This window comes from Thermus amyloliquefaciens (assembly GCF_000744885.1).
Taxonomy (GTDB): Bacteria; Deinococcota; Deinococci; order Deinococcales; family Thermaceae; genus Thermus; species Thermus amyloliquefaciens.
Map to the genome: position 1 here is coordinate 1 of NZ_JQMV01000006.1, position 22,537 is coordinate 22,537.

The following is a 22,537-nucleotide window of genomic DNA, read 5'->3' on the forward strand; positions in this document are numbered from 1 at the left end:
GGGCCCGGGCGGCGGCGTCCGGGCTCATCTCCAGGTCCTGGGCCAGCTCCCGGGCGGAGTACTCCCCTCCCCCAGGGCCCAGATGTGGAACCACACCAGGCGGGCCGAACAGGGGAGGCCGCGGAACTTCTCAGGGTCGTAAAGGGGACGCCTAGGCACGCTCACAGTCTAACCGGCGGGCAGGCCCGGCGCGGCCCCGAAGGGGCGGCCCCCGGCCGAGCGTCAGCTGAACCGCGGCGGCATGTACGGCGCGGCGGCCCGGGGCCGAGCGCCGGGCCGGGAGGGAGAAGGCGCCCGCGGCGGGTGGTGGGCAAGGGCGCGCCCCGGCCCGCCCGCCCCTCGCGGGGGCAGGCGAGGCGGGGCTTCCTCACAGGTCAGCTCCTTAGACTTCCCACCCCGTTGGGGAAAGCCTCCCCTACCAGGGCGGTGAGGGCCCGCAGAGTCTCCTTCTCTACGGCCCAAGCCACCCGGGCCATCTCCAGGTTGGCCTCGGCCACCCGGTACACGGCCCGGGCACTCCGCACAGCCTCCTCTTCCTCCTGGGTCTTTTCCAGAAGCTCGGCCTGCCGGGCCTGCTCGTTCCGGCCCTCGAGGCCCTCCCGGATGGCCCGGCGCGGGCGTCTTCCAGGGCGTCCTGGGCCGCCTCGAGGGCCAGCCTGGCCTCGGCGTGGGCGGCGATGGCGGCGATGAGGGCCCGGCCCGGTCCCTGAGGGCCTCCAGAACCTCATCCACGCGGGCCTTGAGCTCCTCGGTCTGGATCTGGGTCAGGTTCTCGCTCACGGCTTCCTCCTGGAAGGGGGGCGGGGCGGGCCCCGCCCCCCCGCGGGCTACCTGGTGCCGGGGCCGAGGCCCTTCACCTCATCGGAGAGGGAGACACCCGGCCGGATCCTGGGGCCGAGGGCCGAGGCAGGGGCGGAGAGGAGGAGGAGAAGGCGAGGAGAAGGCGAGGGCGCGCATTAGAAGGGCACCTCCTCTTCCCCGGCAGGCTGGCAGGCTCCTTCTCCCGGAGGATGCGGGCGGCCTCGAGGCGGGCCTCCTCCAGAAAGGCGTGTACGCTCTGCTCGAAGGGACTGGTAGTCCGCGAAGGCGCGGGCGAAGGTAAGGGCCTCCTGCAGGCGGCGTGGACCTCCTGGGCCAGGATGAGGGGGTAAAAGCGCTGGTGGCCTCCCCCTGCCACCGCCCACCCGTACAGCTCCGCCACCTTCTCCCGGACGCGGGAGATCAACCACGCCGCATGCCAGAGGGCCTGCTCCCGGGTGAAAACCTGATCCTGTGCCTGTGTGTTACGCTCCTTCATGGTTTCCTCCTTTGGAACCCGGAGGCCTGGCTCTTGGCGGGGTCCCGGCCTCCGTTTCCATCTCCATAATATGACACAAAATAGGAGTTGTCAAGCTCTGGAAGCTAAAAAATAGCTTCCTGAACTGAGTACAGAACCCACCCCGGAACCCGCCAAGGGAAGGGAGGCCCACCCCGGCCCGGCAGGGCGCGATCCCCGGCCACCCACACAGGAAGGCCCGCCCCCCACCGCCAGGCGGAGGGCCAGGGAGGAGCCAGGCCCCAAAGCGGGAGCGCCCCCCACCGGGGAAAGACCAGAAGGGCGGAGGCGGGGGGCAGGCCGAGGCCCGGGTGGCCGAGGACCACGGCCCGGGTGCGCTGGTGGAGCCGGGCGGCGGGGGGCCCGGAGAAGCGGGAAGCCTCCACCACCACGGCGGAGGGGCAGGCCAGGCGCACGGCCCGATCCACCCGCGCTGGTCCCCTACCCGCACTACACCCCCTGAGGCCAGAACCAGAGCCACCACGGGGGCCACAGGCCAGGGGAACCATGCCGAGAGCCCGCAAAGGCCACCACGCCAGAGAGAGAAAGAACCTGGGACACCTTAGACACCCCCCAACACCCGCGCACTTTTCCCGCGCCGGGCGCAAGGGCCCCAAAAGGGGGCGCGGAGGGCCGGAGGCAAGGCTGGGGGAGGGGCCCCACCCCGAAGGGCTTGGCCTTGCCGGGTCAGCCCGAAGGGCTAAGTTCCGGGCCCGGAGCGCCCTACAATGGGGCCCAGCCCGGCGCGGAAAGGAAAAGAAGCTTCCACTCTCCCCGCCCCCCTTCGGGGTGGTCACCGCAAGGCGTACATTTCGGCCGACGGGAAGGGGGGCGGGGCAGGGGTGGGGGAAGGGCGGGGGAGGCTGAGGCGAGCCTGAAGAGAAAGTCGTTAAGGCTGTGTTCCCAGGAGCACCACCTCCACCGTCACCCCCTTGGGCCCGATATCCCTCACCTTTACCTCCACCACCTGGCCCGCCACGGGGGAACGCACGAGCTGACGCTCCGCCTCCCGGTCCCGCCTCCGCTCGAGCCTCGAGGCCTCCAGCCTGGCCGCCCGGATGCGCTCCTCCAGGCGGGCCCTCTCCCCTGTGAAGTCCACGGCCAGGCGGGTGCGCTTCTCCTCCAGGGACCGGACCTTGGCCTCGGCCTCCGTCAGGCGCAGGAGGGGCTCCGCTCCCTGGGCGGCCAGATAGCGGATCCTCGCCAGGGCCTCCCGGGCCTGGAGCAGCTCCCTCTCCACGGCCTCCCGCTCCACCCGGTAGCGCTCCTCAGTCGGGCCAGGTCCGCCTCGAGGCGGCCGCCTCCTCCCGGCGGCCTGCGCCCTCTCGGAAAGCTCCTCCAGGGGCACATCATCCACATAGCGGGCCAGAGGCTCCCCCTCCTCCACCCGATCCCCAGGGCGCACCAGGAGGCCGGAGAGGCTGGGAAGGTCGGGGATGACGATGGGGTGGAACTGCGGCAGGGTGGGGAGGCTGGGGAGGACGAGGGAAGCCTCCTCCCCGGGGGCGAAGGCGGCCCGCACCACAGCGCTCCCCGCCTTCAGGTACAGGCCGGAGAGGGGATGCAGATCTCTGGCCGGGCGGCGTGGAAAACCAGGCGGGGCGGGCTCGCCGTGGCCGCCACCCTGGGGTAGGTCCCCACCGGGCCACCAGGGGCGGGGCTCGGTGGCGGCACCGCTTCCCCGGTGATCCACACCCGGCGGGCCCCCGGGGGAGGGCCTGGAGGAGCTCCCCACCAGCCTCCCCGAGAGGTCCACCCGCCACTCCCTCAGAACCTGGGCCCGTCCCCGGTGCATGCGCACCCGGTAGGCCACCACCTGCCCGTCCCGGCTCACCGCCAGGGTTCGGCCCAGCTCGTCCTCCACCAGGACCCCCTCCCGGCCCAGGGCCTCCACCACCAGGAAGCGCCCCTCGAGGCCCTCCTGGGTTTCCCGGTTGAACCCCTTGACCTCCGCCCAGACCTCCCAGCGCTCCCGCCAGTCCAGGTAGTCCAGGACGGCCACCTCCGGAGTGCCCACCAGGTGCCGGAAGGCGGAGGCGAACCCCTGGCCTGACACGGGCCAGAGGACGAAGGCGAAGAGGGCCAGGACCAGGGCCAGGGTGGCCTCCTGGGGGGAGGCGTAGCGGATCCGCCACTCCCGGGACGCGAAGAACCAGAACTGCACCCGCCACGGCCAGAGGAGGGGCACCCCGTTCACATTCAGGGTGTCCAGGAGCAGGTGGCTGAGGTACCCCGCCAGAAAGGCCCAGTAGGCGGAGGGGTTGGCCCGCCAAAGGGGGTAGAGGAGGAGGGCCAGGGCCAGGGTGAAGAGAAGGGAGTGGGTGAGGGTGCGGTGGCCAAAGCGCCTTTCCAGGAAGGACGACAGAGGGCGCACGAACTTCCCTGGGCCGGAGGTGGTGGTGTCCACATCGGGCATCACCGAGCCCCAGGCCAGGGCCAGGCCCTCCAGGAGGCCCACCTCCAGCCCCACCCCCCGGAGGAGGGAGGCGGTGAGGGCGGCCCGGCCAGGTGGGTGCCGGCGGTCATGGCCCCTCCTTGCAAATACCATGGTATATACTGAAAGGGGAGGTTTCCCCTTGGGCTTCGCCTGGGATGAGGCCAACACCGCCCACATCGCCCGGCACGGGGTGCGTCCCCAGGAGGTGGAGGAAGCCCTCACCGACCCCAAGCGGCTGGTGCTCCGCACGCGCTCCCAAGGGGGCGAGGAACGCTGGGCGGCCCTGGGGGCCACGGAAGCCGGAAGGGTCCTCTTCGTGGTCTTCACCCGCAGGGAAGGCAGGGTGCGGCCCATCACCGCCCGGGACGCCACCTTGGAGGAGAAACGCCGCTACCGGAGGAGGGGAAAGTAAAGCATGAAGAGAATGCGGAAGGTGCACAGCCTGGAGGAAATCCCCGAGTTTGCGGGCGAGGAGGAGGAAGCCCGCTTCTGGGAAGAGCACGCCCTGGGGGAGGAGCTTCTGGCGAAGATGGCCCCACCGCCGGAGGGCCTTCTGCCCCCGGCCCGCCCCAGGACCCGGCCCGTTTCCATACGCCTGGACGAGGACCTCCTGAGGCGGCTCAAGGCCATCGCCCGGAGGAAGGGCAAGGGCTACCAGACCCTCCTCAAGGAGTTCGTGCTGGAAAGGCTCTACGAGGAGGAGAAGCGGGAAGGGGTCATCTAAGACCGCCAAGGGCTTCCTCCAGGAGCCTTAGGGCCCGGTCCAGGTCGGGCACCCGGCCAGGATGGATTTCGTTAAGGTCCAGCCACACGGCGGAGAGGAGGCCGTGGAGCTCCTCGGCCTTCTCCCGGGAGAGGACGCCCCCTCGGGGGAGGTCCCGGGCCCTGGCCTCCAGGTAGGCCAGCCGAGCTAGGAGCTTCTGCCGTTCGGCTTCCACGGAGCTCAGCCGGGCCTCCAGCTCCGCCACCCGCCGCCTCAAAAAGTCATGCCCCTCCACCCTCATCTTCCCCCCTCGCACACCCGCCCGCTTTCGTGGTAGAGGCGGACCTCGAGGTCCTCGGACCAAGGGTCGGGGGAGAGACTCACCAAGTAGAAGGCGCAGGCGGGGCGGTCCGCCTTCCCCCTCACCTGGAGGAAGGAGGCCTTCCCCTCCCGCACCGCCTCAGCCGCCCTCTCCCCTCCCGGCCCTCCAGCACCAGGGCCAGGGTCCCCTCGAGGCCAGCCTCCCCACCCTCAGGGCGCAGGAGGGCCGCAACCTCCCGGCCCTGGCGGTAGAGGTAAACCCTTACCTTCAGAGGCTCCCCGGGGATGGGTTCGGCCAGGTACCCCTCGCCCTGCCAGCGGTAGAGGCGAAGGGGCACCTCCACCTCCCGACCCGCGGTGGGGGGCTGGCAGGCGGAGAGGGCCAGGAGGAGGAAGAGGGGAATGGATGCGGAAAACCTCATGACGCCTCCTAAAACGCTCGTTAAGGCCCCCGGGAGCCAGGGGGGGCTCCTGATGTACCCCCCTTGGTTTCCAGGGGCCTCAGAAGGCCTCTCAGGGCGTCCAGGGTCAGGCCCGCCGCCCGGGCGAGATCCTCGAGGGCCAGGGCCAGGTCCAGGTTGGCCCGGTACAGGGCCAGACGGGCCTGGGAAACCCGCTCAGCAGCGGCCAGGACCTCGGCGGGGGTGGCGGCCCCCACCCGGGCCCTGGCCTGAAGGGCCTTTAGCTCCGCCTCCCGGGCCTCCACCCCGTCGGCGGCGGCGCGGGCCGCCTCCCGGGCAGAGAGCCAGCGGAAGAAGGCCCCGCCACCCGCAGCCGCACCTCCCGGCGTTGGGCCTCGGCCTGCGCCTCGAGGGCCCGCAGGGCTGGACCCTTGTCCCGGAAGAGCTCCACCAGGTTCAGGGACAGGGAGAGGCGGTACGAGGGGGCCACCTGCCCGTACTCACCCGCCAGGGCGGCCCCCACCTCGGCGGACACCGCCCCAAGTATTCCGAGGGTCTGGCGGGCCGCCTCCAGGTCCGCCAGGGTCTTCAGGTAGACGGGATCCCGGGGCAGGGCCTCCTCCACCAGGCGGTCCAGGATGCGGGCCTCCTCCTGGGTCAGGCCGGGGGCCTGGGCCAGGGCAGGAAGAAGGGCGAAGAGCAGGATCCACCACCTCACCGGGCCACCACCGCCTTTCTCAGCCAGGGGGCCAGGACCACGAAGGCGGCAATGCCCAGCCCACCGGCCACATACAGGTCCATCTCCCCCCGGGCCAGACCGAGGTAGCGGGCGGCGATGGCCACGCCCCCGCCACCAGGAGGATGGGAGCCAGGGCCACCCCGCGCTCCTCCCGCTGCGCCAGACCCTCTGCGTACCCCGTGCCCACATCCCGGTTGCGCACGATGTCCTCGGCGCTCACATACCGGACCAGCCGCTCCACCTCCCCCGGCACCCCGGCGGAGAGAGCCACCACCCGGGAGAGGTAGGCCTCCTTGTCCTCGGCCACCACGCCGTAGCGTTCCACGAGGGCCTCGGCCAGGGCCCGGGTTTCCCTGGGGGAAAGGGGAGGCAGGTCCACCCGGTCCAGACGCATCCAGAGGCGCTTGGTATTGGCCTTGCGCAAGGTTTCGGGGTGGACGGCCAGCACCAGGTTGGTCACCTCTGCCAAGGCCACCAGCCAGGGGATCATGCTCCCCTGGACCCCTGTGGCGTCGTCCACCACCACCGTGGCCCGGTTCACCCCCCTCTCGGCGTAGGTCCTAAGGGCCTTCACCAGGCTCTTGGCCTTCTCGTCGTTGGACGGGTAGCGCTTGCCCCAGGCCTTCAGGTCCGCCTCCGGGTCCTTGGAGATGCCCACCCCCTCCACGGGGATGCGGGCGTCCCAAAGGCTCCGGAAGAGGTCCTTCAGAAAGGCCCCGAAGGGTGAGAGCTTGTCCGCCCACAGGACGACAGACCACGCCTCGAGGGCCGGCCGCAGCTCCTGGAGGAGGGCCGTCTTCCCATAACCTGGCGGGCCCACCAGCACCACCCCCCTTCCCGCCCTCACGGAGAGGAGGACCGCCCTCCCCTCCTCCGTACGGCCCACGAACATACTTCCAGAGTAACAGACTTCCGAACTCTGTAACTCTGTAACTCTGTAACTCTGTAACTCTGTAAGTCTGTAAGTCTGTAAGTCTGTAAGTCTGGAACTCTGTAACTCCGGAAGTCTGTAAGTCTGAAACCAGCAGACCCCCAAAGTCTGCTGGTTCAAGAAACGAAGGTTGAGCCCAAAGACCTCCTCAGGCCTCCAGCGCCTTGGGCCGCCGACCCGGTGTGAGGAAATCCAACTCCTCAGACAACTCCAAGGCCTCCCTGGGCTCCGCTTCCTCCTTAGCGGAAGCCAGAAGCTTGCGCTGGAGGGTGGTGGAGTCCACATCCAGAAGCCCCGCCGCCTCGGAGACGGAAAGCCTCCCCTGATAGACCGCCCTTCGCACCCTCCGCAGGACTGAAGGGGGAAACCGACCGAGATCTCCCAGGGAAGAAGGGGCGGGGAGGCGGTAAGGCTCCGGGGAAAGCCCCAAGGCCTCGGCCAGCACCCTGGGGCTGACCAGCGACCACGCCTTGAGGGTGTCCTTGGAGATCAGGCGTTCGTTGAGGAGGCGGTACAGGATGAAGGTGTAACTGACCCCAAAATGATGGGCAAGCAAAAGGGCGTCCTCAGGGGAGAGCTTGCGCGGATCTCTGACCCGCTCTCTTACCTGCTCCCTGAGGGCCTTTCCTGGAACCAGGAAGTGGGCAGCCCAGGCATTGGCGAAAGTCTCCACCTCCTTCTCTTCGGGAAGAGGCTCTCTCCGGCAAAGGATGCCGGGGAGGCGGAAATGGTACAGGGCGTGGCTCAGCTCGTGGGCCAAGGTGAAGATCTGGCGGCCCGGGGTGCTATCCACATTGACCAGGACGCTGAACCCCAGTTGGGGGTGGCGGTAGAAGGCCCCCCAGATGGGGACGGGGGAACCCTCCCCTTCTGGGACCTGGTCTCTGCCCCAAGCCCCTCCTTCCCCCAAGGAAGCGTGATAAACCAAGATGCCCAGCTCGTCCAGCAACACCCGTAGATCGGGTATTACGTCCTGCCCTAGGGCAAGGCGCTCACGAACCTTCCTGGCCTCACTCGAGGCCCGCCGCACATCGGTAAGCCAGCCTCCGTGCAGCTCCTTTAAGGGGCCCTGTGGGACGGGAGAAAGAACCTCTCCTTCCTCCTCCAGGAACTCCGCATAGGCGTCCAGGAACTCCAGCCACCTTTGGATCTCGAAGCGGGCCTTGGCGGATAGGTTTACCCCCTCGGGAAGGAGCACGCTGAGGCCGTCCCGGTACTCGGCCTCCCCCCCCTCAAAAAGGCTTTCCTCCTTTAGACCATAAAGCCAGGCCAACCTCTGAAGGTGGAGGGCCGGTGGGAGCCTGTCCCCCCGTTCCCATTGGGCCAGGCTCTCCCGGGAAACGCCCAAGGCCTGGGCCACCTCGTCTTGGCTAAGGCCCAGCCGATCTCGCGCTTGGCGCAACTTGGCCGCTAAGTCCTTTGGGGCAATAGAGAGCATGGCCGACACCTCCTTGGAGATAGGGTTACCTCACGGCAAGCAAATGTCAACTTGTGTTTTATTAAAATCGGCCATTTTTGCCTTTTTCATGCGTTAAATGATAATGAAATTACCGGTACTAACGAGAACGGCGTTGACTTTTCACCCCGGAGTCCGCACAATCGACTTGATGCTGACCGGAGATCCGCAACCCCCCGGCCAAGCCCTTGGGAGCTGGCAGGCTGTAGCGGACAACAACATTTTCGCCCTGTTCGTAGACTCTGGGAACGCAACCCTCCTTCATGAGATTGCCGGGACCGTGGTGGGCCCGCCTTCCATCATCAACCCCGACCCCCTAGACAGGTTGGGCGAATTCAACCGACTTGTTCCAGAAATCCCCCGACGAGCAGCCTACCTGCAACAGCACGGCACCCTTTGGGCAAGCGTGACGCTCACGCCCCAAGAACTCCACCTAGTTGCGCAGCTGGCTACCCAGTGCCGGCGCCTCAAGAACCGAAGAGGTGACCTCGAGGCCCTAGCCCTTGCCATAAGCCGGAAGTACCTCCTCCTGACCGACGACGGCGCCCTGCGAAGGGAAGCCACTGCCCGCGGGCTGCAGGTAAAAGGGAGCTGCGGACTGTTGGAGGTAGCCGTGGCCAAGGGCCTTTTGACCTGCCAAGAGGCGGCGCATATCTACAACAAGGTTTTTAAGAGAAAGCTGGGGTTATACACCGATCTGGCCTTTATTTGCCCCCCGGGGACTTGCCAGAAGGAACCTTAGGCCCGCTTGCCCTTTGTGCGTCCTTTGGGTAGAATGCCTCCCGTGGACAAACCCCTCTTCCTCACCCCCGAGGAGCTGGCAGGAGCTCTCCGGGTGAGCCCTGAAACGGTGCGCAGGTGGCTCCGCACCGGGGAGGTAAAGGGGCACCGGGTCGGAAGGCTGTGGCGGGTGCCCTGGGAGGAGGGCGTCCGGCTTCTCGGCGGCGAGGAGCGCCTGGAAGAGGCCCTGAGGGAGGTCCAGAGGTGAGGGTGGTGGCGGTGGTGAACGGCAAGGGCGGGGTGGGCAAGACCACCACCGCGGTGAACCTGGCCGCCATCCTGGCGGAGAAGGCTCCCGTGCTCCTGGTGGACGCCGACCCCCAGGGATCCGCCTCCTGGTGGGCGGGCCGGGGAGAGATGCCCTTTGACCTGGCCCAGGAGACCGACCCCACCCTTCTGGCCCGCCTCCGTCAGGTGCGAGGCTACGGCCTGGTGGTGGTGGACACGCCCCCCGCCCTGCGCTCGGAGGCCCTCCAGGCGGTCCTAAAGGCCGCGGACTTTGCCCTCCTGCCCACCCCCCCGGCCCCCTTGGACCTCGAGGCCCTGGTGGAAACAGTGCGCCGGGCGGTGCGCCCCCTGGGAGTGGCCCACCGGGTCCTCCTCACCCGCGTGGATCCCCGGAGCCTGGGGGAGGCCCTGGAAGCCCAGACCGCCCTCATGGAGGCCGGGGTGCCCGCCTTCCACGCCTTCGTGCGGGCCTACAAGGCCCACGAGCGGGCCGCCCTGGAGGGAAAGCCCATCACCCGCTGGCGGGGCCCGAACGCCCGGGAGGGAGAGGCGGACTACCGGAGGGTAGCGGAGGAACTCCTAAGGGAGCTAGGGGAGGGGGTCCTGACCCCAGTGGAGGTAGGGGCATGAGGCGGAAGCGGCTGGCCGAGCTGGTGCGGGAGGAGGCGGGGGCGCTGGAAGCCGCGCCCCAAGAGCCCCCCGAAGAGCTGTGGGAGGCAAAGCCAGCCCCCGCGGAAGCCCCCAAGGAGCGCCCCACCCCCAAGTACCTGACCTATGTCCGCAAGGAGTGCCGCTTGCGCCCCGACCAGCTAGACGCTCTCACCGCCCTGGCCAGGAAGCTGAACCGGGAGCGCAAAGGTGGGGAGAGAATTACGGAGAACACGCTGATAAGATGGGCAGTGGATCTCCTTTTGGAAAAACTCCGCTCAGAGAAAACCTAAAGGTCACCCCAGGACGTCTGGCAAGGCCTTGGCCGCCTCCTCCAGGCGCTTCCTGGAAACGTGCACATAAATCTGGGTGGTGCTAATGGAGGAATGGCCTAAGAGCTCCTTCACCTCGTCTATGCCCCGGCCCGCCTCCACCAGGGCGGAGGCGTAGGAGTGGCGGAGCTTGTGGGGGGTGATGCGGTGCCAGTCCGTGAGGCCCGCCCGCCGGGCCACCCGCTTCACCATGGCCTCCACCGCCCGGGCTGAGAAGGGTTTCCCCCGGTTGGGGCCGGAGGTGTGGCTCCAGATGTAGGGGCTCGTGGGGTGTCCCTCCAGGTTCCGGTGCCGCAGCCACTGGTAGAGGGCCCGCTGGGCGGTAGGGGAAAGCACCACCACCCGCTCCTTGTCCCCCTTTCCCCGGACCCGGATGGCGTGGGGGATACCATCCTGATAGGTGAGGTCGGAGTAGGTGAGGCTCAGGGCCTCGGAGAGGCGGAGGCCGGTGCCGTAGAGGAAGGCCAGGAGGGCCCAGTCCCTGAGGCCGATGCGTGGGGAGCGGTGCTTGTAGGCGGCCTCCAGGAGCCTGGCCACCTCGGGGGGGGTGAGGTAGACGGGGAGGCGCCGAGGAAGCTTGGGGCGCTTCACCCCCTCGGTGGGGTCCTTGAGAATGGGCAGCGCCTCCACCTCGGCCAGGTAACGGAAGAACTTTCGCAGGCTGGCGAGGATCCGGCCCGCCCTGTGGGGGCTCACCTCGCGGGAGGCCAGGAAGGCGCGGAGGTGCTGGCTCCCGATCTCCTCCCACCTGGGGGGCCTGCCGTAGCGCTCCCGGTACCAGGCGGAAAAGAGCCCCACGTCCAGGAGGTACTCCTTGGCGGTGCGGGGGGAGCGGCCTTCCTCCATCTCCAGGTACCTGCGGAAGCGGTGGAGGAGCTCGGCGTGGGGGTCTTGGGCGGCTACCATCTTCAGACCTCCTCAAAGGCGGGAACGGGCACGGTGGGCACCAGGTCACGGGCCACAAGGTAGAGCCTTCGGTCCAGGGTGAAGAAGCGCCCCTTCCCCTCCTTCTCCCAGAGCCAGGCGAAGGAGGCGAGTTGGAGGGCGTCCGCTCCCCTCAAGGGATGCTCCTCGGCCAAGGCGCCCGCCAGCTGGACCACGGGAGGGCTCAGGGGCACGCGGAGGAAGGCGGGCCAGTCGGCCCGGAAAGCAGCGCTCAGAGAAGCCTGGCGGCGGGAGGTGATGGCCCTTCCCCGGCGCAGGGCGTGGAAGGTGGCCAGGGTCTCCACGTAGGCCAGGTGGGAGGCGGCGAGGAGGGTCCCGGGGCGCTGGGCCAGGTCCACGGCCCATTCAAAGGGGTCCTCGGGCTCCAGGTAGTAAAGGCGCACCAAGACGCTGGTGTCCAGGAAGAGGGGCTCAGCGCCGGAGGTCCTGGAGGACGGCATCCAGGGGTACCCCCTTCACTCGGGGACGCCAGGGCTTGAAGCGAGGCTTGGGCCCCTCCGGGGGCTCCAGGGCCATTGCCTCCGCCAAGCGCCGCCACTCGGGCGACTTGAGCAGGGCCTTCAGTCGGGGCTCCTTGGTCTTGGGCATGGCTCCATTCTACCCCTCCGGGGGGAGGGTGCCCTCGAGGGCCCCCACCCCCGCTTTCCCGAAGTATAGCATTCGCAAAAGATTTGTTTGGCGAAGTGAAGGAGGGAAGCCCTGACCGAAGGGGAGCCTCGTCCGGGAGGGCGAAAACCCCCGAAAAAAGGGCGGGCGAGGGACCAGGCGGCCGGCGGAAGGTTGCGACAAAAGGCGGATGTTTGCGACAAACTCACAGACTTCCAGACTTACAGACTTCCAGAGTCTGGATGTCTGGAAGTTCCAGGAAGTTCCAAGACCCTCCGCCTCGCTTCTGTACCATGGGGGCATGCGGGAGAGCCCCACGGCCAAGGGGGACCCCCCCGAAAAGGACCCTCTGGACGGCAAGCTTCTCTTGACCTACAGCGAGGCGGCCAAGGCCCTCGGCTTGGGTCGGACGACGATCTACAGGCTGGTGAAGGCGGGGCGCCTCAAGGTGGTTCACCCCACCCCCCGCTCGGCCCGCATCACCCGGGAGAGCCTCGAGGCCTTCCTCCGCTCCCTGGAAGCCCCGGAGAAGGCAAGCGAGAAGGGGAAGGGCGTGGTGGACCGGGCCCGGGAGGTCCTGAGGCGCTTCGGCCTCTAGGGGGAGGCGTGGAGGAGGTCAGGGAGGAGCGGAAGGAGAAGCCCGGGGCCCGCCACCCGGCCCACCAGGCCACCCTCTTCCTGGAGGGGAGGCTTGGGGAGGAGGGCTTCCACAGCCCCCGCCTGCCCCGGGGCCTGCGGGCGGCGGTGGCCGGGTACGCCCTGAGCCAGCCGGAGGAGCACCGGGGGGAAGGGGTCTTCACCCTCTGGCCCCGCACGGACGAGGAGGGGAGGCTCACGGAGGTCCAGGTGGCCCTCAAGCTCAAGCGCCCCATGGAGGGGCCGGAGCTGGTGGTGCACGGGATCCTCCTCCACGCCGACGGGAGGAGGTTCGTGGTCCTCGTCCAGCCCAAGAGCGGGGAGGCCTTCAGGCTCGTCCTGGGCCGGGCCCGGGGGTTCACCGCCTTCCTGGAGCCCAGGAAGGCCTACCGCTTTGAGGGAGCCCTGCGGGGGGGGAGGCTCCTCGCCGAGCGGGCCTTTCCCCTGGGGAAGTGGGTCCTGGCCCGGAAGGGGGAGAGGCCCCTCCCCGAGCCCATAGAGGGAGACCGGAACCCGCACCTGGAGGGGAGGCGGGGGAAGGGGGCCGCCCCCGAGGAGGCCGAGGGGCGCCGGGAGGAGGCCCAAAGGCCCGCCCCGCCCGGGCCCGAAGGCCCCCGAAGCCCCCGAAGGAGGCGCGCCCTCCCGGGGAGAGGAGGCCGAGGCGGGACCCGGTGCGGGTTTGGCGGGCCCCGGAGGAGGAGGCCCCCGGAGGCCTCGGCCTGCCCCCGCCCCTCCCCAAGGGGCAGGTGATGGGCCTGGTGGGGGAGGGGCCCTACTACCTGGTGCTGAGGCCCGAGGCCCTGGCCCTCTGGTGGCCCAAGGTGGAGCGGCTCCTGCCCGAGTTCCCGAGGAAGTACGAGGTGCGGTGGTACCCCGACGGGAGCCGGGCGGTGGTGGCCTGGGACCTCGAGGCCCTCAAGGTGTGGTACAAGCGGGTGCTCAGGAGCCCTTGAGACCTTCCAGGAAGCGGTGGACGGCGAGGAGCCCCAGGAAGGCCTCCGCCGCCGCCTCCAGGGGGACCTCGGCCACCTCCACCCCGTCCCGCAGGGCCACCACGAAGCCCCCCTCCACCTCCAGCCCCTCCTCCCGGAGGGCCAGGGCGTAGGCCCCCACCTGCAGGAGGTGCTCCGGGTAGGCCCGGGGGGAGGTCTTCAGGTCCACCACCACCAGCCTGTCCCCAAAGCGGGCCACCAGGTCCACCCGCCCGGCGTAGCGGTGCCCCGGGTGGAAGACCGCCTCCTCGGAGCGCAGGGCCTCGCCCCCGTTCCCGTCCCACCAGTCCGCCAGGGCGAGGGCCATCCCCCGAAGGGGCTCCTCCTCGGGGAAGGGAGGCCTTTGCCCCTTGAGGTAGGCCTCCGCCCAGGCGTGGAGTTCCGTGCCCCGCCCCGCGGCGCTCCGGGCGGCCCTGTGGTGGGCCTTGGCGGCCTCCTCCAGGACGCGGCCCACCTCCTCCTCCGTGAGGACCAGCCCCGGGACCAGCTCCCCGCGAAGGTACTCCACCACCTGGCGCACGGCCCAGTCCTGAAGGTTCTTGTTCAGGCGCCCCGTAACCTCCGTGACCGAGGGGACCCTCTCCCACCTCTCCCCGTCCTGGGAGGCCTCGTAGCCGCCCCCGTTCCGGCGGTAGCGGAGGCGCCAGCCCCCTGGGCAGTCCTTGAACAGCCAGTCTTGATACACAAGCCACCCCCCAGAGGCCCTGGATGGGCTACCTCCAGCTTAGCCCGGCGGGAGCCCTACGCCACCCGCCACTGAGGGGCCTGGCGGAAGAGCTCCAGGAGGCCCCGCTCCCGGAGGAGGTGGGCGAGGAGGGCCCCGGGGCGCCGGACCCCCTCGGCCCTTTGGCCGAAGAGGGCCTTGGCCAGGGCCTCCCGGACCCGCTTCACCGCCCAGGAGACGGCCTCCAGGGCCCCCTCCATCAGGCCGTAGAGCTCGGCCCGGAGGGCGTTCCAGAGGATCCAGGCGTAGAAGCGCACGCTCCCGGGATCCCGGAACTCCCGGGCCAGGGAGAGGGCGAGGGCCTCCACCAGGGCCCGGCGCTCGGCGGGGCGGGCCCGGAGGAGGGCGGTGAGAGAGTCTAGAGCTAACGGAGTTTCGGCTTCGCCAGGGGATAACGAAAACCGAAGGAGGAGCTGGAGGACCCCGGAGTCCTCCTTAGGAGGACTTGTATATGACTCTCTCAAGCTCCAGGCGGTGCGCCCCTGACGGGCGTCCCCCTCCAGGTCCCGCCACGGGTGGCGGAAGTCCTCCAGGTCCAGGCGGGGGCGGGCCTCCCGGTGGGGCAGGCGCACGGCGTAGAGGGTCCCGCCGGCGTAGACCCCCGTCCGGCCCTTGAGGGTGGCCGGGGTGCGCCAGGCCCTCCGGCGGATGAGCCCCTTGGCCTCCAGGGAGGCCAGGACCCGGTAGAGGGAGGCCGGGGGCAGGCCCAGGGCCACGGCCAGGGCGTCGTTCACGGCGAAGAGGGTGGCCTGGGAGAGGCTCCTGGGGAGGGGCCTCCCCGGGCCCAGCCTCCGGGCCAGGACCTCGAGGCCCAGGGCGAGGAGGGTCCGGTACACCCTCCGCTCCCGCTCGGAAAGCCCTGGCAGGGTGCCCCGCCGCTCCCCTTCCGCCAGGAGGCGGTCGGCGAGGCTCCAGGCGTCCTGCTTCCTCTCGGGTGGGGGCGGGGAGGCGGAGAGCTCCTGTCGGTTGGGGAGGGCCGGGGAAGGCGGCGCCTCCCGGAGCTTCCGGCGGAGGTCCTCCGGGGGAGGCGCCTCCTCGGGCGGGGGCTCATGGACCCCCTTCTCCGGGGGCGCGGCCCCCTCCAGGAGCTTCAGGTAGAGGGGCGGAAGCTCCTCGCCCCTCGCCCGCTTCCTCCGGGCCAGGGCCTCGAGGAAGGCCCGGCCCCGCTCGGTGAGTCCTTCCGGCTGTTCTTTATAGCTCTTCCCTTCAACTCCTTCTTGGGGCATAAACCCCTCCCGTTTCGCGCGTCGGGGACGGCACTCCCCCGCGCGCCGCCTCGGCGCCTATTGCCTTTCCCGCTGGGAGGGGATAACCTTAGGCGAAGGAAAAGGTTGCTGGAATTTGGGTTCCCTCCCAGCGGGAGCCTCTCTTTTTGGTCCTCACGCGGCCCTGCCGCCTTGGGCCCCCAGGGGGCCCGGTCTTCCCATTGCCCGGCATTATACCAGAACCCTGGAAAGAGGGGAGGGAGGGACCCGAAAAGCATTCCCCTACCCATAGCAGAGGCGAATGAGGCGAGTCAATATGGCACGCCTCCGTGGGCTCCCGGAGGGCGCAAACCCCTCACCAACGGGACACCAACAGGCGTGATATAGTTCACTTGATTTTCGGAAGCGGCTTTCTCCCGTGCCAAAGCCTGTATAATGCCGGGCAAGGATGTCAGAACAGGGGGGTCAAATCCTCAAAATCTCTGCAAACGCCGATGCTTATCGGCAAAATCGCCCCCGGCGAAGGCGCCCCCTGCTGAGGCCGGACGGGGAGGTGGACCTCGAGGCCGTCCGCCTCTTCCTCCAGCTCGGGCGCTACCGGGAGGGCGAGGCGGCCCTGGACCAGGACCCCCAGCCGGAGAACCCCGAGTGGCTCAGGCTGAAGGGCTGGGCCCGCTGGCACCTGGGGGACGAGGAGGGCCTGCGGCTGGTGCGGAAGGCGGCCTCCCTGGCCCGGGAGCGGGCGGGGTGGGTGTGGCAGGACCTGGGGGCCCTCCTCTTCCGGGCCGGGCGCTGGGAGGAGGCGGAGGAGGCCTTGAGGCGGGCCCTGGACCACTTCAGCGCCCGGGAGGACCACCTGGGCCGGGCCTGGGCACTCCACGGCCTGGGGGTGGCCCACCTGCACCGGGGCAGGACGGGCTGGGCCCTGCGCCGGGCGGAGGAGGCTTTGGCGGTGGTCCGGGCCAAGGCCCTGGGAGGCTTCCGGAGCCGGGTCCTTGTCCTCCTCTCCTCCGTCCACCGGGCCAGGGGGGAGCTGAGGGAGGCCCTCTTCCGGGCCGAGCAGGCGGTGGCGGGGAGGCTGGACCCGGACGACCGGGTGGTGGCCCTGAGGGCCCTGGGCACCACCCTGCGGCTTCTGGGGAAGCCCGCTCAAGGAAGCGAGGTCCTGGAGGAGGCCCTTGAGCTAGCGGGGGAGGGGGCCCGGAGGGGAGCGGCCCTGGCGGAGATGGCCCTCTGCCACCTGGCCCTGGGACGGAAGAGGCTGGCGAGGCGGGCCGCCGGGGAGGCCCTGGAGCTTCTGGACACCCACGCCCCGGCCCGCGCCCGGGTGCTGGTGGCCCTGGCGGAGCTCTCCCGCCGGGAGGGAAAGGAGGAGGGCGCCCTGGCCCTCCTCCAGGAGGCGCGGGCCCTCGGCCCCTATCCCCTGGCGGAGGAGGCCCTGGGCTTCCCCGAACTCTTCGCCCTGGCGGAGGCGCGGGAACTCAAGCTTCCCCGGACCAGGCGGGCCCCGGAGAGGCCCAGGGTGCGCCTGGAAGCGGGAAAGGTCCGGCGGCTTTGGTTGGGCAGGCGGGAGGTGCCCCTGGAGGGGTCGGGAAAGGCCTTTGACCTGCTCCTCCTTCTGGCCTCTGAGGGCCCCCTGACCTGGCGGGAAGCGGCGCTCAGGCTCTGGGGGGAGGACGGCCCCGGGGTGAGGGAGCGGCTCCACATGACGGCCTCGAGGGCCAGGGACCTCCTGGCCGACCGGGAAGCGGTGCGGTGGGAGGGGGAGGTGCTCAGGCTGGACCCGGAGAGGAGATGGGAGGCGTGTTAGAAACCTTCCGGGCCACCCGGTACACCCCCGCCCTGGACCCGGCGGGGGGGCGCACCACCTCCAGGAGCCCCCGCTCGGTCAGGAGGCGGAGGGCCCGGGCGGCGGCGTCCGGGCTCATCTCCAGGTCCTGGGCCAGCTCCCGGGCGGAGTACTCCCCCTCCCCCAGGGCCCAGATGTGGAACCACACCAGGCGGGCCGAACAGGGGAGGCCGCGGAACTTCTCAGGGTCGTAAAGGGGACGCCTAGGCACGCTCACAGTCTAACCGGCGGGCAGGGCCCGGCGCGGCCCCCGAAGGGGGCGGCCCCCGGGCCGAGCGTCAGCTGAACCGCGGCGGCATGTACGGCGCGGCGGCCCGGGGGCCGAGCGCCGGGCCGGAGGGGAGAAGGGCGCCCGCGGCGGGTGGTGGGCAAGGGCGCGCCCCGGCCCGCCGCCCCCCTCGCGGGGGGCAGGCGAGGCCGGGGCTTCCTCACAGGTCAGCTCCTTAGACTTCCCACCCCGTTGGGGAAAGCCTCCCCTACCAGGGCGGTGAGGGCCCGCAGAGTCTCCTTCTCTACGGCCCAAGCCACCCGGGCCATCTCCAGGTTGGCCTCGGCCACCCGGTACACGGCCCGGGCACTCCGCACAGCCTCCTCTTCCTCCTGGGTCTTTTCCAGAAGCTCGGCCTGCCGGGCCTGCTCGTTCCGGCCCTCGAGGCCCTCCCGGATGGCCCGGGCGCGGGCGTCTTCCAGGGCGTCCTGGGCCGCCTCGAGGGCCAGCCTGGCCTCGGCGTGGGCGGCGATGGCGGCGATGAGGGCCCGGGCCCGGTCCCTGAGGGCCTCCAGAACCTCATCCACGCGGGCCTTGAGCTCCTCGGTCTGGATCTGGGTCAGGTTCTCGCTCACGGCTTCCTCCTGGAAGGGGGGGCGGGGCGGGCCCCGCCCCCGCGCGGGCTACCTGGTGCCGGGGCCGAGGCCCTTCACCTCATCGGAGAGGGGAGACACCCGGCCGGGATCCTGGGGGCCGAGGGCCGAGGCAGGGGCGGAGAGGAGGAGGAGAAGGGCGAGGAGAAGGGCGAGGGCGCGCATTAGAAGGGCACCTCCTCTTCCCCGGCAGGCTGGGCAGGCTCCTTCTCCCGGAGGATGCGGGCGGCCTCGAGGCGGGCCTCCTCCAGAAAGGCGTGTACGCTCTGCTCGAAGGACTGGTAGTCCGCGAAGGCGCGGGCGAAGGTAAGGGCCTCCTGCAGGGCGGCGTGGACCTCCTGGGCCAGGATGAGGGGGGTAAAAGCGCTGGTGGCCTCCCCTGCCACCGCCCACCCGTACAGCTCCGCCACCTTCTCCCGGACGCGGGAGATCAACCACGCCGCATGCCAGAGGGCCTGCTCCCGGGTGAAAACCTGATCCTGTGCCTGTGTGTTACGCTCCTTCATGGTTTCCTCCTTTGGAACCCGGAGGCCTGGCTCTTGGCGGGGTCCCGGCCTCCGTTTCCATCTCCATAATATGACACAAAATAGGAGTTGTCAAGCTCTGGAAGCTAAAAAATAGCTTCCTGAACTGAGTACAGAACCCACCCCGGAACCCCGGCCAAGGGAAGGGAGGCCCACCCCGGCCCGGCAGGGCGCGGATCCCCGGCCACCCACACAGGAAGGCCCGCCCCACCGCCAGGCGGAGGGCCAGGGAGGAGCCAGGCCCCAAAGCGGGAGCGCCCCCACCGGGGGAAAGACCAGAAGGGCGGAGGCGGGGGGCAGGCCGAGGCCCGGGTGGCCGAGGACCACGGCCCGGGTGCGCTGGTGGAGCCGGGCGGCGGGGGGCCCGGAGAAGCGGGAAGCCTCCACCACCACGGCGGAGGGGCAGGCCAGGCGCACGGCCCGATCCACCCCGCGCTGGTCCCCTACCCGCACTACACCCCCTGAGGCCAGAACCAGAGCCACCACGGGGGCCACAGGCCAGGGGGAACCATGCCGAGAGCCCGCAAAGGCCACCACGCCAGAGAGAGAAAGAACCTGGGACACCTTAGACACCCCCCAACACCCGCGCACTTTTCCCGCGCCGGGCGCAAGGGCCCCAAAAGGGGGCGCGGAGGGCCGGAGGCAAGGCTGGGGGAGGGGCCCCACCCCGAAGGGCTTGGCCTTGCCGGGTCAGCCCGAAGGGCTAAGTTCCGGCCCGGAGCGCCCTACAATGGGGCCCAGCCCGGCGCGGAAAGGAAAGAAGCTTCCACTCTCCCCCGCCCCCCTTCGGGGTGGTCACGCAAGGCGTACATTTCGGCCGACGGGAAGGGGGGCGGGGGCAGGGGGTGGGGGAAGGGGCGGGGGAGGCTGAGGCGAGCCTGAAGAGAAAGTCGTTAAGGCTGTGTTCCCAGGAGCACCACCTCCACCGTCACCCCCTTGGGCCCGATATCCCTCACCTTTACCTCCACCACCTGGCCCGCCACGGGGGAACGCACGAGCTGACGCTCCGCCTCCCGGTCCCGCCTCCGCTCGAGCCTCGAGGCCTCCAGCCTGGCCGCCCGGATGCGCTCCTCCAGGCGGGCCCTCTCCCCTGTGAAGTCCACGGCCAGGCGGGTGCGCTTCTCCTCCAGGGACCGGACCTTGGCCTCGGCCTCCGTCAGGCGCAGGAGGGGCTCCGCTCCCTGGGCGGCCAGATAGCGGATCCTCGCCAGGGCCTCCCGGGCCTGGAGCAGCTCCCTCTCCACGGCCTCCCGCTCCACCCGGTAGCGCTCCTCCAGTCGGGCCAGGTCCGCCTCGAGGCGGGCCGCCTCCTCCCGGGCGGCCTGCGCCCTCTCGGAAAGCTCCTCCAGGGGCACATCATCCACATAGCGGGCCAGAGGCTCCCCCTCCTCCACCCGATCCCCAGGGCGCACCAGGAGGCCGGAGAGGCTGGGAAGGTCGGGGATGACGATGGGGTGGAACTGCGGCAGGGTGGGGAGGCTGGGGAGGACGAGGGAAGCCTCCTCCCCGGGGGCGAAGGCGGCCCGCACCACAGCGCTCCCCGCCTTCAGGTACAGGCCGGAGAGGGGATGCAGATCCTCTGGCCGGGCGGCGTGGAAAACCAGGCGGGGCGGGCTCGCCGTGGCCGCCACCCTGGGGTAGGTCCCCACCGGGGCCACCAGGGGCGGGGGCTCGGTGGCGGGCACCGCTTCCCCGGTGATCCACACCCGGCGGGCCCCCGGGGGAGGGCCTGGAGGAGCTCCCCCACCAGCCTCCCCGAGAGGTCCACCCGCCACTCCCTCAGAACCTGGGCCCGTCCCCGGTGCATGCGCACCCGGTAGGCCACCACCTGCCCGTCCCGGCTCACCGCCAGGGTTCGGCCCAGCTCGTCCTCCACCAGGACCCCCTCCCGGCCCAGGGCCTCCACCACCAGGAAGCGCCCCTCGAGGCCCTCCTGGGTTTCCCGGTTGAACCCCTTGACCTCCGCCCAGACCTCCCAGCGCTCCCGCCAGTCCAGGTAGTCCAGGACGGCCACCTCCGGAGTGCCCACCAGGTGCCGGAAGGCGGAGGCGAACCCCTGGCCTGACACGGGCCAGAGGACGAAGGCGAAGAGGGCCAGGACCAGGGCCAGGGTGGCCTCCTGGGGGGAGGCGTAGCGGATCCGCCACTCCCGGGACGCGAAGAACCAGAACTGCACCCGCCACGGCCAGAGGAGGGGCACCCCGTTCACATTCAGGGTGTCCAGGAGCAGGTGGCTGAGGTACCCCGCCAGAAAGGCCCAGTAGGCGGAGGGGTTGGCCCGCCAAAGGGGGTAGAGGAGGAGGGCCAGGGCCAGGGTGAAGAGAAGGGAGTGGGTGAGGGTGCGGTGGCCAAAGCGCCTTTCCAGGAAGGACGACAGAGGGCGCACGAACTTCCCTGGGCCGGAGGTGGTGGTGTCCACATCGGGCATCACCGAGCCCCAGGCCAGGGCCAGGCCCTCCAGGAGGCCCACCTCCAGCCCCACCCCCCGGAGGAGGGAGGCGGTGAGGGCGGCCCCGGCCAGGTGGGTGCCGGCGGTCATGGCCCCTCCTTGCAAATACCATGGTATATACTGAAAGGGGAGGTTTCCCCTTGGGCTTCGCCTGGGATGAGGCCAACACCGCCCACATCGCCCGGCACGGGGTGCGTCCCCAGGAGGTGGAGGAAGCCCTCACCGACCCCAAGCGGCTGGTGCTCCGCACGCGCTCCCAAGGGGGCGAGGAACGCTGGGCGGCCCTGGGGGCCACGGAAGCCGGAAGGGTCCTCTTCGTGGTCTTCACCCGCAGGGAAGGCAGGGTGCGGCCCATCACCGCCCGGGACGCCACCTTGGAGGAGAAACGCCGCTACCGGAGGAGGGGAAAGTAAAGCATGAAGAGAATGCGGAAGGTGCACAGCCTGGAGGAAATCCCCGAGTTTGCGGGCGAGGAGGAGGAAGCCCGCTTCTGGGAAGAGCACGCCCTGGGGGAGGAGCTTCTGGCGAAGATGGCCCCACCGCCGGAGGGCCTTCTGCCCCCGGCCCGCCCCAGGACCCGGCCCGTTTCCATACGCCTGGACGAGGACCTCCTGAGGCGGCTCAAGGCCATCGCCCGGAGGAAGGGCAAGGGCTACCAGACCCTCCTCAAGGAGTTCGTGCTGGAAAGGCTCTACGAGGAGGAGAAGCGGGAAGGGGTCATCTAAGACCGCCAAGGGCTTCCTCCAGGAGCCTTAGGGCCCGGTCCAGGTCGGGCACCCGGCCAGGATGGATTTCGTTAAGGTCCAGCCACACGGCGGAGAGGAGGCCGTGGAGCTCCTCGGCCTTCTCCCGGGAGAGGACGCCCCCTCGGGGGAGGTCCCGGGCCCTGGCCTCCAGGTAGGCCAGCCGAGCTAGGAGCTTCTGCCGTTCGGCTTCCACGGAGCTCAGCCGGGCCTCCAGCTCCGCCACCCGCCGCCTCAAAAAGTCATGCCCCTCCACCCTCATCTTCCCCCCTCGCACACCCGCCCGCTTTCGTGGTAGAGGCGGACCTCGAGGTCCTCGGACCAAGGGTCGGGGGAGAGACTCACCAAGTAGAAGGCGCAGGCGGGGCGGTCCGCCTTCCCCCTCACCTGGAGGAAGGAGGCCTTCCCCTCCCGCACCGCCTCAGCCGCCCTCTCCCCTCCCGGCCCCTCCAGCACCAGGGCCAGGGTCCCCTCGAGGCCAGCCTCCCCACCCTCAGGGCGCAGGAGGGCCGCAACCTCCCGGCCCTGGCGGTAGAGGTAAACCCTTACCTTCAGAGGCTCCCCGGGGATGGGTTCGGCCAGGTACCCCTCGCCCTGCCAGCGGTAGAGGCGAAGGGGCACCTCCACCTCCCGACCCGCGGTGGGGGGCTGGCAGGCGGAGAGGGCCAGGAGGAGGAAGAGGGGAATGGATGCGGAAAACCTCATGACGCCT

The 22,537-nt window shown here is 70.2% G+C and carries 34 protein-coding genes; 12 read left to right on the forward strand and 22 right to left on the reverse strand.

What is annotated here, in order from left to right:
- Positions 1-374: 374 nt before the first annotated feature.
- Together BS74_RS12820 and BS74_RS11505 are read right to left on the reverse strand one after the other, a co-directional pair.
- Positions 375-524 carry a hypothetical protein gene (locus tag BS74_RS12820; protein ID WP_245606161.1) on the reverse strand — a complete coding sequence of 50 codons (150 nt, stop codon included), beginning with the start codon at positions 522-524 and terminating at the stop codon, positions 375-377.
- A gap of 1,680 nt (positions 525-2,204) precedes the next feature.
- Positions 2,205-3,863 carry a metal-dependent hydrolase gene (locus BS74_RS11505; protein WP_051946910.1) on the reverse strand — a complete coding sequence of 553 codons (1,659 nt, stop codon included), beginning with the start codon at positions 3,861-3,863 and terminating at the stop codon, positions 2,205-2,207.
- A 28-nt stretch (positions 3,864-3,891) separates the two neighbouring features.
- On the opposite strand from BS74_RS11505, the gene BS74_RS11290 reads away from it, so the two are divergent.
- Both BS74_RS11290 and BS74_RS11295 read left to right on the forward strand, forming a co-directional pair.
- Positions 3,892-4,164, forward strand: a complete 273-nt coding sequence (locus BS74_RS11290; protein ID WP_038059317.1) for a BrnT family toxin — start codon at positions 3,892-3,894, stop codon at positions 4,162-4,164.
- A 3-nt stretch (positions 4,165-4,167) separates the two neighbouring features.
- A complete protein-coding gene (locus tag BS74_RS11295; protein ID WP_038059319.1) occupies positions 4,168-4,476 on the forward strand; it encodes a CopG family antitoxin in 309 nt (102 codons plus the stop codon).
- Here the strand turns inward: BS74_RS11295 and BS74_RS11300 are convergent.
- From BS74_RS11300 to BS74_RS11510, 7 genes are all read right to left on the reverse strand, one after another.
- Positions 4,469-4,756, reverse strand: coding sequence for a hypothetical protein (locus BS74_RS11300; RefSeq protein WP_038059321.1), 288 nt, complete (start codon positions 4,754-4,756; stop codon positions 4,469-4,471). The genes BS74_RS11295 and BS74_RS11300 overlap by 8 nt on opposite strands.
- Complete coding sequence (locus BS74_RS13085) at positions 4,753-4,881, reverse strand: hypothetical protein (RefSeq protein ID WP_281173183.1); 129 nt, start codon at positions 4,879-4,881, stop codon at positions 4,753-4,755. Before BS74_RS13085 ends, BS74_RS11300 begins: the two co-directional genes overlap by 4 nt.
- Positions 4,878-5,198 (reverse strand): hypothetical protein, encoded by a 321-nt coding sequence (locus BS74_RS11305; protein WP_038059324.1) that lies wholly within the window; start codon positions 5,196-5,198, stop codon positions 4,878-4,880. The genes BS74_RS13085 and BS74_RS11305 overlap by 4 nt, the downstream gene beginning before the upstream one ends.
- A gap of 20 nt (positions 5,199-5,218) precedes the next feature.
- Positions 5,219-5,482 (reverse strand): hypothetical protein, encoded by a 264-nt coding sequence (locus BS74_RS12825; RefSeq protein ID WP_245606162.1) that lies wholly within the window; start codon positions 5,480-5,482, stop codon positions 5,219-5,221.
- Positions 5,458-5,895, reverse strand: a complete 438-nt coding sequence (locus BS74_RS12830; RefSeq protein ID WP_245606163.1) for a hypothetical protein — start codon at positions 5,893-5,895, stop codon at positions 5,458-5,460. Before BS74_RS12830 ends, BS74_RS12825 begins: the two co-directional genes overlap by 25 nt.
- Before the next feature lie 19 nt (positions 5,896-5,914).
- Positions 5,915-6,808, reverse strand: a complete 894-nt coding sequence (locus tag BS74_RS11315; RefSeq protein WP_245606164.1) for an ATP-binding protein — start codon at positions 6,806-6,808, stop codon at positions 5,915-5,917.
- A 187-nt stretch (positions 6,809-6,995) separates the two neighbouring features.
- Positions 6,996-8,285: an XRE family transcriptional regulator gene (locus BS74_RS11510; protein WP_038059368.1), complete on the reverse strand. Its 1,290-nt coding sequence runs from the start codon at positions 8,283-8,285 to the stop codon at positions 6,996-6,998.
- Positions 8,286-8,454: 169 nt separating this feature from the next.
- On the opposite strand from BS74_RS11510, the gene BS74_RS11325 reads away from it, so the two are divergent.
- The 4 genes from BS74_RS11325 to BS74_RS11340 are packed head-to-tail and all read left to right on the forward strand — an operon-like array spanning position 8,455 to position 10,252.
- The gene (locus BS74_RS11325) at positions 8,455-9,045 is read left to right on the forward strand and encodes a PIN domain-containing protein (RefSeq protein WP_185747763.1); all 591 of its coding nucleotides are present in this window, start codon (positions 8,455-8,457) and stop codon (positions 9,043-9,045) included.
- Positions 9,046-9,078: 33 nt separating this feature from the next.
- Positions 9,079-9,291 carry a helix-turn-helix domain-containing protein gene (locus BS74_RS11330; protein WP_038059335.1) on the forward strand — a complete coding sequence of 71 codons (213 nt, stop codon included), beginning with the start codon at positions 9,079-9,081 and terminating at the stop codon, positions 9,289-9,291.
- Positions 9,288-9,941 (forward strand): ParA family protein, encoded by a 654-nt coding sequence (locus tag BS74_RS11335; protein WP_038059337.1) that lies wholly within the window; start codon positions 9,288-9,290, stop codon positions 9,939-9,941. Before BS74_RS11330 ends, BS74_RS11335 begins: the two co-directional genes overlap by 4 nt.
- Positions 9,938-10,252, forward strand: a complete 315-nt coding sequence (locus tag BS74_RS11340; protein WP_038059339.1) for a hypothetical protein — start codon at positions 9,938-9,940, stop codon at positions 10,250-10,252. The genes BS74_RS11335 and BS74_RS11340 overlap by 4 nt, the downstream gene beginning before the upstream one ends.
- Before the next feature lie 3 nt (positions 10,253-10,255).
- Here BS74_RS11340 and BS74_RS11345 read toward each other — a convergent pair whose 3' ends face one another.
- The 3 genes from BS74_RS11345 to BS74_RS12010 are packed head-to-tail and all read right to left on the reverse strand — an operon-like array spanning position 10,256 to position 11,824.
- On the reverse strand, positions 10,256-11,197 hold the full coding sequence (locus BS74_RS11345; RefSeq protein WP_038059341.1) for a tyrosine-type recombinase/integrase: 942 nt from the start codon (positions 11,195-11,197) through the stop codon (positions 10,256-10,258).
- 2 nt (positions 11,198-11,199) lie between these two features.
- On the reverse strand, positions 11,200-11,676 hold the full coding sequence (locus tag BS74_RS11350; protein WP_008633604.1) for a type II toxin-antitoxin system VapC family toxin: 477 nt from the start codon (positions 11,674-11,676) through the stop codon (positions 11,200-11,202).
- Complete coding sequence (locus BS74_RS12010) at positions 11,648-11,824, reverse strand: hypothetical protein (RefSeq protein WP_167345978.1); 177 nt, start codon at positions 11,822-11,824, stop codon at positions 11,648-11,650. Before BS74_RS12010 ends, BS74_RS11350 begins: the two co-directional genes overlap by 29 nt.
- A gap of 319 nt (positions 11,825-12,143) precedes the next feature.
- Here BS74_RS12010 and BS74_RS11355 point away from each other — a divergent pair, with 319 nt between their 5' ends.
- From BS74_RS11355 to BS74_RS11800, 3 genes are read left to right on the forward strand one after another with little or no spacing between them, the layout of a single operon-like run.
- Positions 12,144-12,440, forward strand: coding sequence for a helix-turn-helix domain-containing protein (locus BS74_RS11355; RefSeq protein WP_038059343.1), 297 nt, complete (start codon positions 12,144-12,146; stop codon positions 12,438-12,440).
- 8 nt (positions 12,441-12,448) lie between these two features.
- Entirely contained in the window at positions 12,449-13,228 is a 780-nt protein-coding gene (locus tag BS74_RS11360) for a hypothetical protein (RefSeq protein ID WP_081914598.1), read from the forward strand.
- Positions 13,228-13,431 carry a hypothetical protein gene (locus BS74_RS11800; protein ID WP_081914599.1) on the forward strand — a complete coding sequence of 68 codons (204 nt, stop codon included), beginning with the start codon at positions 13,228-13,230 and terminating at the stop codon, positions 13,429-13,431. The genes BS74_RS11360 and BS74_RS11800 overlap by 1 nt, the downstream gene beginning before the upstream one ends.
- On the opposite strand, the gene BS74_RS13090 is transcribed toward BS74_RS11800, so the two are convergent.
- Both BS74_RS13090 and BS74_RS11370 read right to left on the reverse strand, forming a co-directional pair.
- Positions 13,418-14,155 carry a CRISPR-associated protein Cas4 gene (locus BS74_RS13090; RefSeq protein WP_038059345.1) on the reverse strand — a complete coding sequence of 246 codons (738 nt, stop codon included), beginning with the start codon at positions 14,153-14,155 and terminating at the stop codon, positions 13,418-13,420. The genes BS74_RS11800 and BS74_RS13090 overlap by 14 nt on opposite strands.
- Positions 14,156-14,211: 56 nt before the next feature.
- Entirely contained in the window at positions 14,212-15,420 is a 1,209-nt protein-coding gene (locus BS74_RS11370; protein ID WP_038059348.1) for a hypothetical protein, read from the reverse strand.
- A gap of 532 nt (positions 15,421-15,952) precedes the next feature.
- Between BS74_RS11370 and BS74_RS11375 the strand changes: the two genes are divergently transcribed.
- Positions 15,953-17,209: a tetratricopeptide repeat protein gene (locus BS74_RS11375; protein WP_245606165.1), complete on the forward strand. Its 1,257-nt coding sequence runs from the start codon at positions 15,953-15,955 to the stop codon at positions 17,207-17,209.
- Here BS74_RS11375 and BS74_RS11380 read toward each other — a convergent pair.
- The 6 genes from BS74_RS11380 to BS74_RS13105 form a co-directional block, all read right to left on the reverse strand.
- Complete coding sequence (locus BS74_RS11380) at positions 17,172-17,459, reverse strand: helix-turn-helix domain-containing protein (protein WP_245606166.1); 288 nt, start codon at positions 17,457-17,459, stop codon at positions 17,172-17,174. The genes BS74_RS11375 and BS74_RS11380 overlap by 38 nt on opposite strands.
- Positions 17,460-17,683: 224 nt before the next feature.
- On the reverse strand, positions 17,684-18,091 hold the full coding sequence (locus BS74_RS11385) for a hypothetical protein (RefSeq protein ID WP_038059353.1): 408 nt from the start codon (positions 18,089-18,091) through the stop codon (positions 17,684-17,686).
- Between the two features lie 48 nt (positions 18,092-18,139).
- A complete protein-coding gene (locus BS74_RS13095) occupies positions 18,140-18,274 on the reverse strand; it encodes a hypothetical protein (RefSeq protein WP_012477514.1) in 135 nt (44 codons plus the stop codon).
- Positions 18,274-18,615: a hypothetical protein gene (locus BS74_RS11390; protein ID WP_038059355.1), complete on the reverse strand. Its 342-nt coding sequence runs from the start codon at positions 18,613-18,615 to the stop codon at positions 18,274-18,276. The genes BS74_RS13095 and BS74_RS11390 overlap by 1 nt, the downstream gene beginning before the upstream one ends.
- A 911-nt stretch (positions 18,616-19,526) precedes the next feature.
- Complete coding sequence (locus BS74_RS13100) at positions 19,527-20,264, reverse strand: HlyD family secretion protein (RefSeq protein WP_281173184.1); 738 nt, start codon at positions 20,262-20,264, stop codon at positions 19,527-19,529.
- A complete protein-coding gene (locus BS74_RS13105; protein WP_281173185.1) occupies positions 20,180-21,172 on the reverse strand; it encodes a metal-dependent hydrolase in 993 nt (330 codons plus the stop codon). The genes BS74_RS13100 and BS74_RS13105 overlap by 85 nt, the downstream gene beginning before the upstream one ends.
- Positions 21,173-21,222: 50 nt before the next feature.
- Here BS74_RS13105 and BS74_RS11405 point away from each other — a divergent pair, with 50 nt between their 5' ends.
- Positions 21,223-21,495, forward strand: a complete 273-nt coding sequence (locus tag BS74_RS11405) for a BrnT family toxin (protein WP_038059317.1) — start codon at positions 21,223-21,225, stop codon at positions 21,493-21,495.
- Between the two features lie 3 nt (positions 21,496-21,498).
- The gene (locus BS74_RS11410) at positions 21,499-21,807 is read left to right on the forward strand and encodes a CopG family antitoxin (protein WP_038059319.1); all 309 of its coding nucleotides are present in this window, start codon (positions 21,499-21,501) and stop codon (positions 21,805-21,807) included.
- Here the strand turns inward: BS74_RS11410 and BS74_RS11415 are convergent.
- The gene (locus BS74_RS11415) at positions 21,800-22,087 is read right to left on the reverse strand and encodes a hypothetical protein (protein WP_038059321.1); all 288 of its coding nucleotides are present in this window, start codon (positions 22,085-22,087) and stop codon (positions 21,800-21,802) included. The two genes, BS74_RS11410 and BS74_RS11415, sit on opposite strands and share 8 nt — an antisense overlap.
- Positions 22,084-22,530 carry a hypothetical protein gene (locus tag BS74_RS11420; RefSeq protein WP_038059360.1) on the reverse strand — a complete coding sequence of 149 codons (447 nt, stop codon included), beginning with the start codon at positions 22,528-22,530 and terminating at the stop codon, positions 22,084-22,086. The genes BS74_RS11415 and BS74_RS11420 overlap by 4 nt, the downstream gene beginning before the upstream one ends.
- Between the last annotated feature and the right edge of the window lie 7 nt (positions 22,531-22,537).

Excerpts from the sequence above, each read along its gene's own strand:
- BS74_RS12010 (WP_167345978.1), bottom strand. The coding sequence starts at position 11,824 with ATGCCCAAGACCAAGGAGCCCCGACTGAAGGCCCTGCTCAAGTCGCCC.
- BS74_RS11420 (WP_038059360.1), bottom strand. The coding sequence starts at position 22,530 with ATGAGGTTTTCCGCATCCATTCCCCTCTTCCTCCTCCTGGCCCTCTCC.
- BS74_RS11300 (WP_038059321.1), bottom strand. The coding sequence starts at position 4,756 with ATGAGGGTGGAGGGGCATGACTTTTTGAGGCGGCGGGTGGCGGAGCTG.
- BS74_RS11305 (WP_038059324.1), bottom strand. The coding sequence starts at position 5,198 with ATGAGGTTTTCCGCATCCATTCCCCTCTTCCTCCTCCTGGCCCTCTCC.
- BS74_RS11510 (WP_038059368.1), bottom strand. The coding sequence starts at position 8,285 with ATGCTCTCTATTGCCCCAAAGGACTTAGCGGCCAAGTTGCGCCAAGCG.
- BS74_RS11295 (WP_038059319.1), top strand. The coding sequence starts at position 4,168 with ATGAAGAGAATGCGGAAGGTGCACAGCCTGGAGGAAATCCCCGAGTTT.
- BS74_RS11415 (WP_038059321.1), bottom strand. The coding sequence starts at position 22,087 with ATGAGGGTGGAGGGGCATGACTTTTTGAGGCGGCGGGTGGCGGAGCTG.
- BS74_RS13095 (WP_012477514.1), bottom strand. The coding sequence starts at position 18,274 with ATGCGCGCCCTCGCCCTTCTCCTCGCCCTTCTCCTCCTCCTCTCCGCC.
- BS74_RS11345 (WP_038059341.1), bottom strand. The coding sequence starts at position 11,197 with ATGGTAGCCGCCCAAGACCCCCACGCCGAGCTCCTCCACCGCTTCCGC.
- BS74_RS11315 (WP_245606164.1), bottom strand. The coding sequence starts at position 6,808 with ATGTTCGTGGGCCGTACGGAGGAGGGGAGGGCGGTCCTCCTCTCCGTG.
- BS74_RS11340 (WP_038059339.1), top strand. The coding sequence starts at position 9,938 with ATGAGGCGGAAGCGGCTGGCCGAGCTGGTGCGGGAGGAGGCGGGGGCG.
- BS74_RS11505 (WP_051946910.1), bottom strand. The coding sequence starts at position 3,863 with ATGGTATTTGCAAGGAGGGGCCATGACCGCCGGCACCCACCTGGCCGG.
- BS74_RS11355 (WP_038059343.1), top strand. The coding sequence starts at position 12,144 with ATGCGGGAGAGCCCCACGGCCAAGGGGGACCCCCCCGAAAAGGACCCT.
- BS74_RS11410 (WP_038059319.1), top strand. The coding sequence starts at position 21,499 with ATGAAGAGAATGCGGAAGGTGCACAGCCTGGAGGAAATCCCCGAGTTT.
- BS74_RS11350 (WP_008633604.1), bottom strand. The coding sequence starts at position 11,676 with ATGCCGTCCTCCAGGACCTCCGGCGCTGAGCCCCTCTTCCTGGACACC.
- BS74_RS11800 (WP_081914599.1), top strand. The coding sequence starts at position 13,228 with ATGGGCCTGGTGGGGGAGGGGCCCTACTACCTGGTGCTGAGGCCCGAG.
- BS74_RS11325 (WP_185747763.1), top strand. The coding sequence starts at position 8,455 with ATGCTGACCGGAGATCCGCAACCCCCCGGCCAAGCCCTTGGGAGCTGG.
- BS74_RS11330 (WP_038059335.1), top strand. The coding sequence starts at position 9,079 with ATGCCTCCCGTGGACAAACCCCTCTTCCTCACCCCCGAGGAGCTGGCA.
- BS74_RS11390 (WP_038059355.1), bottom strand. The coding sequence starts at position 18,615 with ATGAAGGAGCGTAACACACAGGCACAGGATCAGGTTTTCACCCGGGAG.
- BS74_RS13105 (WP_281173185.1), bottom strand. The coding sequence starts at position 21,172 with ATGACCGCCGGCACCCACCTGGCCGGGGCCGCCCTCACCGCCTCCCTC.
- BS74_RS11370 (WP_038059348.1), bottom strand. The coding sequence starts at position 15,420 with ATGCCCCAAGAAGGAGTTGAAGGGAAGAGCTATAAAGAACAGCCGGAA.